The organism is Streptomyces sp. NPDC026515, from assembly GCF_055567595.1.
This window is the reverse complement of record NZ_JBVHQD010000023.1, coordinates 128,070-138,315: the sequence shown is the minus strand read 5'-3', so window position 1 is coordinate 138,315 and position 10,246 is coordinate 128,070. Positions and strand designations below refer to the sequence as shown.

General features: G+C 70.2%; 8 protein-coding genes and 1 pseudogene. 4 read left to right on the top strand and 5 right to left on the bottom strand.

Annotated elements, in window-relative coordinates; all coding sequences use genetic code 11:
- Window positions 1–104: 104 nt before the first annotated feature.
- Both ACZ4O3_RS36585 and ACZ4O3_RS36580 read right to left on the bottom strand, forming a co-directional pair.
- Window positions 105–1,277, bottom strand: a complete 1,173-nt coding sequence (locus ACZ4O3_RS36585) for a helix-turn-helix domain-containing protein (protein WP_467726475.1) — start codon at window positions 1,275–1,277, stop codon at window positions 105–107.
- 377 nt (window positions 1,278–1,654) lie between these two features.
- Window positions 1,655–1,993 carry a hypothetical protein gene (locus tag ACZ4O3_RS36580; protein WP_362720085.1) on the bottom strand — a complete coding sequence of 113 codons (339 nt, stop codon included), beginning with the start codon at window positions 1,991–1,993 and terminating at the stop codon, window positions 1,655–1,657.
- A gap of 359 nt (window positions 1,994–2,352) precedes the next feature.
- On the opposite strand from ACZ4O3_RS36580, the gene ACZ4O3_RS36575 reads away from it, so the two are divergent.
- Both ACZ4O3_RS36575 and ACZ4O3_RS36570 read left to right on the top strand, forming a co-directional pair.
- Window positions 2,353–2,880, top strand: coding sequence for a universal stress protein (locus ACZ4O3_RS36575; RefSeq protein ID WP_351712723.1), 528 nt, complete (start codon window positions 2,353–2,355; stop codon window positions 2,878–2,880).
- Between the two features lie 153 nt (window positions 2,881–3,033).
- Window positions 3,034–3,600: a GPR1/FUN34/YaaH family transporter gene (locus tag ACZ4O3_RS36570; protein WP_362720082.1), complete on the top strand. Its 567-nt coding sequence runs from the start codon at window positions 3,034–3,036 to the stop codon at window positions 3,598–3,600.
- 150 nt (window positions 3,601–3,750) lie between these two features.
- On the opposite strand, the gene glmS is transcribed toward ACZ4O3_RS36570, so the two are convergent.
- Together glmS and ACZ4O3_RS36560 are read right to left on the bottom strand one after the other, a co-directional pair.
- A complete protein-coding gene (gene glmS / locus ACZ4O3_RS36565) occupies window positions 3,751–5,568 on the bottom strand; it encodes a glutamine--fructose-6-phosphate transaminase (isomerizing) (RefSeq protein ID WP_362720080.1) in 1,818 nt (605 codons plus the stop codon).
- 20 nt (window positions 5,569–5,588) lie between these two features.
- Window positions 5,589–5,846 (bottom strand): hypothetical protein, encoded by a 258-nt coding sequence (locus ACZ4O3_RS36560; protein ID WP_362720077.1) that lies wholly within the window; start codon window positions 5,844–5,846, stop codon window positions 5,589–5,591.
- A gap of 165 nt (window positions 5,847–6,011) precedes the next feature.
- Here ACZ4O3_RS36560 and ACZ4O3_RS36555 point away from each other — a divergent pair.
- A pseudogene (locus ACZ4O3_RS36555) lies at window positions 6,012–7,565 on the top strand (purple acid phosphatase family protein); the annotation flags it as partial.
- A gap of 72 nt (window positions 7,566–7,637) precedes the next feature.
- Here ACZ4O3_RS36555 and ACZ4O3_RS36550 read toward each other — a convergent pair.
- On the bottom strand, window positions 7,638–8,495 hold the full coding sequence (locus tag ACZ4O3_RS36550) for a DUF4429 domain-containing protein (protein WP_362720074.1): 858 nt from the start codon (window positions 8,493–8,495) through the stop codon (window positions 7,638–7,640).
- Between the two features lie 129 nt (window positions 8,496–8,624).
- Here ACZ4O3_RS36550 and ACZ4O3_RS36545 point away from each other — a divergent pair, with 129 nt between their 5' ends.
- Window positions 8,625–10,244 carry a beta-N-acetylhexosaminidase gene (locus ACZ4O3_RS36545; protein WP_467726477.1) on the top strand — a complete coding sequence of 540 codons (1,620 nt, stop codon included), beginning with the start codon at window positions 8,625–8,627 and terminating at the stop codon, window positions 10,242–10,244.
- Window positions 10,245–10,246 lie beyond the last annotated feature (2 nt).

Here is a 10,246-nt window from a genome sequence, read left to right as displayed (position 1 = left end):
CACCCCCCAGGTCATCTGTTCGACAGGGGGGAACAGCCATGCCGGGCCCGGAGGCCAGCGGCCCTCTTGCAGGACCGCGGAAAACATAACGGGGGGCGGGTGCGTCAGCTGCCGGTGCGCGGGCCCGGGAGGCTGGCCGACAGGCCTACCGCCGCGGTCCTGCGGGTCTGCATCGGGAGTACCCCCTCGGGGTACTGGACCGTCAGCGCGCCCGTCGTCGGTAGCGGTGCCGGTTCCGGCGTGTCGGCCCGCTCGGCCTGAGGCCGCCGTGCCCGGTACGCCGCCCGGTACGCCGCCGGGGACGAACCCAGCTGGCGGCGGAAGTGCCCGCGCAGGGCGACGGGGGAGCGGAAGCCGCAGCGGCCCGCCACCTCGTCCACCGAGTAGTCGGACGTCTCCAGGAGACGCTGCGCCTGGAGGACCCGCTGCGTGATCAGCCACTGCAGCGGGGCGCTGCCCGTCAGTGAGCGGAACCGGCGGTCGAAGGTCCGGCGGCTCATGTAGGCGCGTGCCGCCAGCGTCTCCACGTCGAACTGCTCGTGGAGGTGCTCCAGCGCCCAGGCGACGACCTCGGCGAGCGGGTCGGCGCCGATCTCCTCTGGTAAAGACCGATCGAGGTAGCGCTCCTGACCGCCCGAGCGGCGCGGCGGGACCACCAGGCGGCGGGCGAGCGCGCCGGCCGCCTCGTTGCCGTGGTCCGTCCGCACGATGTGGAGGCAGAGGTCGATTCCGGCCGCCGTACCGGCGGACGTCAGGACGTCGCCGTCGTCCACGAAGAGTTCGCGTGGATCGACGTGCACCGACGGATAGCGCTTGGCCAGCGTCGGCGCGTACATCCAGTGCGTGGTGGCCGGCCGGCCGTCCAGCAGCCCGGCGGCGGCCAGTACGAACGCGCCGGTGCACAGTCCGACGATGCGGGCGCCTTCCTCATGGGCACGGCGCAGCGCGTCCAATGCCTCTTCGGGCGGTGGCGCGGTGATGGAGCGCCAGGCCGGTACGACGACCGTGCCGGCGCGTGAGATCGCCTCCAGGCCATGTGGCGCGGTGAGTTCCAGGCCCCCTGTGGTCCGCAGCGGGCCTTCCTCGCCTCCGCACACCAGTAGTCGGTAGCGCGGTACGCCGGCGTCCTGGCGGTCTATCCCGAACACCGACAGCGGTATGGAACTCTCGAAGATGGGGCCGCCGCTGAACAGCAGCACCGCGACGATCTCCTTGCGGCGTCGCCCGGAGAGTTTCCGGGCCGCGGCTTCCGGCGCGGCAGTGGAGTCGTGGCTCATACTGCTAAGCCCCCCTCGGTGGTCGCGGCTCCTCGGTTGTGTCGCTCCTGCACGTTTCCCCTCGGTCCTGCACGAGTCCCCCGCCGTAAGACGTCAAGATCGAATCTACTGGTTTCCGCGGTGTCGCGTTGACCAGTTCGACACGCCGCAGATTGTCGACATGACAACTTGGCGTGAAGCATTCGATCACGAAGCGTTGCACTCACGGGCCGTGCAGGGAAGTGCGCCTCGTGGCAGTGGCCAAACCGCGTAGGGTGCGCGGGGTCTCCCGGACCCTTTCCGTGCAGGTGGAACGGGGGTTGGGGGGTGGTGGGGGCCCCTCTTGCGCAGGGTCGGGAAGTTGGCTGAAAAGAAGCGTTCCCGTGCGCGGAAACCGGTCAGTCGACCGGTGTACCGCTCCTAGTGTGACGTCCGCCTCCCCGGACCGCCCCGCGGGGTGCCCGGTGCGGTGTTCCGGACGGCTTTCTGCGCGGCTTCCCGTGCGAGTTTCCGTGCGGCCGGGCTGTCGTCCCGCGTACCGAGCGGCGCAGCAGGTACCGGCACGCCGCGGTGACGGCGGCCAGACCGAGGGCGGTGCCGGCGGCACCGGCCGGCGAGCTGCCGTACCAGAGGAGCACGACGGGGACGAGGACGCAGGAGAACGCGGCCCAGCGGACGACGTCGCCCGCGGTGTCCTGGGCGGCGTGCGGGCCGGGTTTCGGGCGCGGTCCGGACATGTGGTCGTCTCCCTGCTCTGCCTGGCGCAGTGCTCCCGCCGGCTCCCCGGCGGTGCTGCCGTCGGGTTCAACGCGTGTTCGAGCGGTCGGTCACCGTGCGTGGGCCGCGCTCCTGTCCGAATCCTGTGCAAACCGCCTGTACGGGGCAGCAACCATTGCGTTACGGGCGCGGCTCGTGCATGCTCCCTGGAACCCAACCGACTCCGGGGAAAGCTCCCTACGGAGCGTGCGCGGGATCTGGGCTGAGGAGGCGTGCCGCCGTACCCTTGGGGGTATGGGGTTGGGAAGATGTTTCCCGGACACAGCTCCGCCGCACACTGTCGTCCCCTCCCACAAAGGATCACAACGCCGAGACAGCCATGGCCGGTCACGAATTCTTCGATCCAGCGGACCGCAAGCGGCCGGTCGCCGATCCCACGGCGGCCGATGCGCTGGCGGCGGAAGAGTCACGCCCTTCCTGCGACCCCGCCTTCAAGCACGGAGTGGTCGTCGGCTTCGACGGCTCCACCTCCAGTGAGCGCGCCCTCGCCTACGCGATCGGGATGGCACATCGCTCCCGCGCTGGGCTGATCATCGTCCACGTCGCCAACCGACTGCCGACCACCGTGTGGGCCGGCTGTGAGCCACCCGTCTTCGTCGACGTGCCGGACCACCGCACCGAGGTGCTCGGTCTCGAACTCGCCTGCGCCGACTACCTGGCCGAGGTGCCCTGGATCCTCGTCGAGCGGGGCGGGGACATCTGCCACGAACTCGAAGAGGTGGGGCGGGAGTACGAGGCCGACGCGATCGTCGTGGGGTCGACCCACGGGATCGTCGGGCGGATCTTCGGCTCCGTCGCGGGCAGACTCGCCAAGCGGGCCAAGCGGCCTGTCGTTGTCATTCCGTAACTCCGCGCTCTCCCAGGTGAGATGCGCCGTGGGTACGGCCCGGCTCCCTTTGTGCGTGCGTAAATCTACTCGTGCGTAGAGGTGTTTGTGTCCTTGTGAAGGGCATATATCGGTCACCGCGCACAAGTGCACAAAGTATGAAGGGAGCCCGCCGTGGACAACGACGTCTCTGCGGGAAGCGGAACCACTACCGTGGCCGGCCGACTCGCCCTGGGGATCACCCTGTTGGCGTTCGGTATCGGCACCACCGGCGTGATCGACGACGTCACCACGTCCGACGCCGTGTCAGTCGCCCACTACGTGGGCGGAGTCGCCCTCTTCCTCGTCGGCCTGCTGGCCTTCCGTGACCGTGACACCGTGAACGGCACGGGCTGTGTGGCCCTCGGTGCCCTCTGGTTCACCTGGGCCGTCTCGTCCGGCTCCAACGCCTCGGCCAACGCGGCCGGGCTCTTCCTGCTCCTCTTCGCACTGGTGGCACTGTCGTTGACCCTCGCGGGCGGCGACACGCTCGGACAGGGCACGCACGCACTGCTGTTCCTGTCGATGGTGCTCCTGGCTGTCGCGAACTTCGCCGACAGCTCCTCGCTGGTCAAGGTGGGCGGCTGGGTCGCCGTGGCGGCGGGGGCGGTGGCCTGGTACGCCGCGACGGCCGCGCTCGCGCACTGGCCGACGGCACTTCCGAGGCGGGCTGCCGGCCGGGGGGTGACGGCCACCGGCTGATATGGCAGCCGACGCCGGGGAGTTGGGCGTCCCCGGCGATCCAATGAGCGGACCCCTTCGTGGCTTGGTGGCACACGTGGGGGTCCGTTCGGTTTGGTCGGCCCGTGAGGGTCGGTGGGGCTCGTCGCACCCGCGCAGCCGAACGCGGCGCTACTCCACCGTCACCGACTTCGCCAGGTTCCTCGGCTTGTCGATGTCCCGGCCGAGCGCCTTCGCCGTGTGGTAAGCGAGGAGCTGGAGCGGGATACCCATCAGGATGGGGTCGAGTTCGTCCTCGTTCTTCGGGACGACGATCGTGCGGTCCGCCTTCTCCTGGTGCCGGTGGGCCACCGCCAGGATCTTGCCGCTGCGGGCCTTGATCTCCTCCAGGGCCGCGCGGTTCTTCTCCAGGAGGTCGTCGTCGGGGACGATCGCCACCGTGGGGAGCGCCGGCTCGATCAGGGCCAGCGGGCCGTGCTTCAGCTCGGACGCCGGGTAGGCCTCCGCGTGGATGTAGGAGACCTCCTTGAGCTTCAGGGAGGCCTCGCGGGCCACCGGGTAGCCCCGGACGCGGCCGATGAAGAGCATCGAGCGGGCGTCGGCGTACTCCTTCGCCAGCTCCTCGATCTCCGCCTCCTGGTCGAGGATCTCCGAGATCTGGGCCGGCAGTCTGCGCAGGCCCTCGATGATCCGTTTGCCGTCCCGGACCGAGAGGTCACGGGTGCGGCCGAGGTGCAGGGCGAGCAGGCCGAAGGCGACGGTCGTGTTCGTGAAGCACTTCGTGGAGACCACGCAGACCTCCGGCCCTGCGTGCACGTACATGCCGCCGTCCGCCTCGCGGGCGATCGCCGAGCCGACCACGTTCACCACGCCCAGCACCCGCGCGCCCTTGCGCTTCAGTTCCTGGACGGCGGCGAGGACGTCGTACGTCTCCCCGGACTGGGAGACCGCGATGTAGAGGGTGTCCGGGTCGACGACCGCGTTGCGGTAGCGGAACTCGGAGGCAGGCTCGGCGTCCGCGGGGATCCGGGCCAGCTCCTCGATCATCTGGGCGCCGATCATGCCCGCGTGGTACGACGTGCCGCAGCCGAGGATCTTCACCCGGCGCACGGCCCGCGCGTCCCGGGCGTCCAGGTTGAGGCCGCCGAGGTGCACGGTGGAGAAGCGGTCGTCGATCCGTCCGCGCAGCACGCGGTCGACCGCGTCGGGCTGCTCGAAGATCTCCTTGTGCATGTACGTGTCGTGGCCGCCCATGTCGTACGACTCGGCCTCCCACTCCACGGTGGTCGGCTCGGCGGTCGTGCGGGTGCCCTCGGTGGTGTACGTCCGGAAGTCGTCGGCCTTGAGGGTGGCCATCTCGCCGTCGTCCAGCGTCACTATCTGGCGGGTGTGGGTGACCAGGGCCGCGATGTCGGAGGCGACGAACATCTCCTTGTCGCCGATGCCGAGGACGACCGGGGAGCCGTTGCGGGCCACCACGATGCGCTCGGGGAAGTCGGCGTGCATGACGGCGATGCCGTAGGTGCCCTCGATCAGGCGCAGCGCCTGGCGGACCCGCTCCTCCAGGGTCTCCGCCTGGGAGCGCGCGATCAGGTGGACGAGGACCTCGGTGTCGGTCTCGGAGAGGAACTCGACGCCGTCCGCCTCCAGCTTGCGGCGCAGGTCGGCGGCGTTGTCGATGATGCCGTTGTGGACGACGGCGACCTTCTGGTCGGCCGACATGTGCGGGTGGGCGTTCAGGTCGGAGGGCGCGCCGTGGGTGGCCCAGCGGGTGTGGGCGATTCCGGTGGTGCCCTTGAAGCGTGCCGGGACCTTGGCCTCCAGGTCCCGGACCCGGCCCTTGGCCTTGACCATCTTCAGGCCGGCCGCCTTCGGGGAGGAGACGACGATGCCCGCCGAGTCGTAGCCGCGGTACTCCAGCCGCTGCAGACCCTCCAGGAGCAGGGGGGCCACGTCACGCTTACCGATGTATCCGACAATTCCGCACATGTATAGGTGTTCCGTATTCCTCAGCCGTAGACCATGCGACGCAGCTGCCGGACGGTGAGCTCCGGCGGGGCGACCGCCCTGTACTTCAGATCCGCCTCGATCCGTTCGAAGATCTCCGCGTTCACCAGGCCGTCCGCCTGGAGTTCGCGGTGGCGGCGCCGGACGTAGTCCCCGGCCGTCTCGTCGAAGTAGGCGAGCACGTCCTGTATCACCCGCAGCGCCTCGCCCCGGCTCAGGGGCGTGGAGCGCGTCAGATGATCAACAAGTTCGTCGTGCACCCGTAGATCCTGGAGTACGGAACGGCGGTTTAGCAAGAATCCTGCCCGATTCCGGGCAGCGGCCTGTTGAATCCCGTATGGGGCTCTGTTCGCAGGCTGTCCATCCTGTGTCTTGCGCCACGTTGCTTGTCGCGGCGAGTTTCAGACGTCATGGACATTCCTCGTATGGGCGTACCCGATGAGCTTGCCGAGCGCATGAGCATGGCCGAGCAGCACGAGTACCTCCGCGCCGCATTCTCCCGGCGCTCGATGATCAGAGGCGGCGCCGTGACTGCCGGCGCCGTCACAGGCGGCTCGTTCGTCCTGGGCGGCACGGCTCAGGCGGCCGCCCCCACCCGGTCCTCCGCCCCCGCGACCCCGTACGTCGACGGCGCCTACGTGGCGCCCTTCGGCCGGCACCTGGCCTTCGGCAACGACGCGGGCACGGAGATGACGATCTCCTGGCAGGTTCCGGTCGCGGTCAAGAAGCCCTTCGTCCGGATCGGCACCCACGCCTCGCATCTCTCGGTCCGGATCCCGGCCGAGATCCGCACCCTCTACACCCCGGCCGGCATCGGCGCCAGCGGCGACCACACGCAGTAGTACGTGCACGCCGAGCTGGCCGGCCTCAAGCCGGGCCGCACCTACTTCTACGGCGTCGGCCACGAGGGCTTCGACCCGGCCGCCCCGCAGTACGCCAGCACCATCGGCACCTTCACCACCGCCCCCCGCAACAAGGAGCCGTTCACCTTCACGGCCTTCGGCGACCAGGGCGTCAGCTACCACGGCCTGGCCAACGACGCCCTGATCCTCGGCCAGAACCCCAGCTTCCACCTGCACGCCGGTGACATCGCCTACGCCGACCCGTCCGGCGCCGGCAAGACCGCCGACACCGGCTTCGACTCCCGCGTGTGGGACCAGTTCCTGGCCCAGACCGAGTCGGTCGCCAAGTCCGTGCCGTGGATGGTCTCCTACGGCAACCACGACATGGAGGCCTGGTACTCGCCGAACGGCTACGGCGGCGAGGAGGCCCGCTTCACCCTGCCCGACAACGGGCCGGACAGGAAGAACCTGCCGGGCGTGTACTCCTTCGTCCACGGCAACACGGCGATCATCTCGCTGGACCCGAACGACGTCTCCTTCGAGATCCCGGCCAACCTGGGCATCTCCGGCGGAACCCAGACCAAGTGGTTCGAGGCGCAGCTCAAGAAGTTCCGTGCCGACAAGGACATCGACTTCGTCGTCGTGTTCTTCCACCACTGCGCCTACTGCACGTCCACGGCGCACGCCTCGGAGGGAGGCGTGCGACAGGAGTGGGTGCCGCTGTTCGAGAAGTACACGGTCGACCTGGTCATCAACGGCCACAACCACCAGTACGAGCGCACCGACGTGATCAAGGGCAACAAGGTCGTCAAGAAGCTCCCGATCGGCGAGACCTCCTACCCCGAGTCCGAGGGTGTCGTCTACGTCACCGCGGGCGCGGCCGGCCGCAGCCTGTACGCCTTCACCGCTCCGGACTCCTACGAGGGCCACCTGAACGAGGTCGACTCCGTCGCCTCCTTCGTCAACACCAAGGACGGCAAGGTCGACGAGACCGTCACCTGGTCCCGGGTGCGCTACCTCAACTACTCGTTCCTGCGCGTGGACGTCGAGCCGGCGCCGCGCGGCCGGTACGCCAAGCTGAAGGTGTCGGGCATCGCCGAGACCGGCGAGCGCATCGACCACTTCACGGTGGCGCAAGGCCAAGTAACACCCGGCAGAAGGTGGGCGGGTGGTCCTGTGGCCGTATGGGAACCACCCGCTCCCGCCTTCTCACATCCGCTTGAGCACCGCGCCTTTGGCCCTCGCGAACTCCTCGTCCGTGAGCACGCCCGCGCGGTGCAGCTCACCCAGTTCGCGCAGCCGCCGCAGCAGCGCGTCGTGATCGGCCTCGGGCTCCCCGGCCGGGAGGGGCGCCTCGGGCGGGGCCGCCGACGGATGCGGCAGCCGCGCCTGCACCGCCGCCGCGACCAGCGCCATCAGCGGATCGCGCTTGAACCCCCACAGCTCCACCGCGTTGGGGTCGTACTTCGCCCGCGCCGCGGCCGGAGCGCCGCGCACCCGGAACCGCAGATGGCCGTTCTCCAGACCCGCGGACGGCTGCCACTCCACGGCCAGGATGTCCGCCAGGGCCAGCGTGCGGGGACCGGCGGCCGCCTTCACGTCCTCCGTCTTCCAGTTCCACTCCAGCCGCACCCGCTCGCCGTCGAAACCGGCCGTGCCGTCCCCGGCGGAGACCGACAGCGGCAGGTGCGGACCCGGCAGCAGATACCCGGTCACCGGCGTGCCCGGGACCCGCTCCAGCAGCAGTGCGTCGCGCACCGAGTCCGTGAAGTACTCGGCGACGCCGTACCGGTCCGGCTCCACGGACAGCCGGTACGGGTCGTGAGGCTCGGCGAGCCGGCCGCCGGTGGCCTGCAGCAGCGGATCGGCGCCGTCCCGCAGCCGCAGCCTCAGCAGCCCCGACCTGCGCCCCTGCTCGAACGAGACACCCGCCAACGCGCCCAGCGGCACGACCAGTTCACCCAGCGTCCGGCGCAGCACGCTGACGTTCCTGTCCCGCCCGGGAGTCAGCCGCAGAGCGTCTCCGTCCAAGGCCCAGGTGGCGTTCTTCTGGATGATTTCCGCCATGGGGGGGATTGTTCCACCGGAAGTACGGCCGGGTGGTCTCGACCAATCCGGGCCGGTGGTGCATCCTCAGCCGAGTCCCCTGCACCGAGTTCCGATGTCTTTGCCGATGTTCTGTCGAAGGGAGCGCATGTGCGACCGCACCACAGAACGACTCCCCGCACCCCCCGTACTCCTCGCCTGGCCCGGGTCCTCGGGTCCCTGCTGCTGGTCGCGGCGGCCGGCGCCTTCACGGTCGGCGCCACCCCACCCGCGCCCGGACCCGTTCCCGCCCCGCTGGACCGGGTCGTCCCGGCGCCCGCCTCGGTCAAGGTCGGCGGCGCGCCGTACCGCATCACCCGCGACACCGCCATCCGCGTCGACGGCTCCCCGGAGGCCCGGCGCGTCGGCGAATACCTCGCGGACCTGCTGCGCCCGTCCACCGGCTACCGGGTGCCGCTGACCACGCACGGCACCCCGGGCATTCGGCTCCGGCTGGCCAAGGGCCCGTTCGGCGCCGAGGGCTATCGCCTCGACAGCGGCCGCGACGGGGTCACCCTCACCGCCGCCGCACCCGCCGGCCTCTTCCACGGCGTCCAGACCCTGCGCCAGCTGCTCCCGGCCGCCGTCGAGAAGGACACCGCTCAACCGGGCCCCTGGCTGGTCGCGGGCGGCACCATCACCGACCGCCCCCGATACGCCTACCGGGGCGCGATGCTCGACGTGTCACGGCACTTCTTCACCGTGGCCCAGGTCAAGCGGTACATCGACGAACTGGCCCTCTACAAGATCAACGAGCTGCATCTGCACCTCAGCGACGACCAGGGCTGGCGCATCGCCGTCGACTCCTGGCCCCGCCTGGCGGCCTACGGCGGCTCCACCCAGGTCGGCGGCGGCCGGGGCGGCCACTACACCAAGGCCCAGTACGAGGACATCGTCCGCTACGCCGCCTCCCGCTATCTGGAGGTCGTCCCCGAGATCGACATGCCCGGCCACACCAACGCGGCCCTCGCCTCCTACGCCGGCCTCAACTGCGACGGCACCGCGCCGCCGCTGTACACCGGCACGGACGTCGGTTTCAGTTCGCTGTGCGTCTCGAAGCAGGTGACGTACGACTTCGTCGACGACGTCATCCGCGAACTGGCCGCCCTCACCCCGGGCCGCTATCTCCACATCGGCGGCGACGAGGCGCACTCCACCAGCCACGAGGACTACGTGGCGTTCATGGACCGGGTGCAGCCGCTCGTCGCGAAGTACGGCAAGACGGTGATCGGCTGGCACCAGCTGACCGGCGCGCATCCGGTGCCGGGCGCGATCGCCCAGTACTGGGGGCTCGACGACACGAGCGCGGACGAGAAGGCCCAGGTGGCCACGGCCGCGCAGCACGGCACCGGACTGATCCTCTCGCCCGCCGACCGGGTCTACCTCGACATGAAGTACACCGAGGACACCCCGCTCGGCCAGGACTGGGCCGGCCTGGTGGAGGTGCGGCGGTCCTACGACTGGGATCCGGGCGACTACCTTGCGGGGGCGCCGGGTTCGGCGATCCGCGGGGTCGAGGCACCGCTGTGGTCCGAGACCCTCGTGACCAGCGCCGACATCGACGTCATGGCCTTCCCCCGGCTGCCCGGGGTGGCGGAGCTGGGCTGGTCGCCGGCGTCCACGCACGACTGGGACGCCTACAAGGTGCGGCTCGCCGCGCAGGCGCCCCGCTGGGACGCGCTGGGCATCGGCTACTACCGCTCTCCGCAGGTGCCCTGGCCCGCGAAATAGGC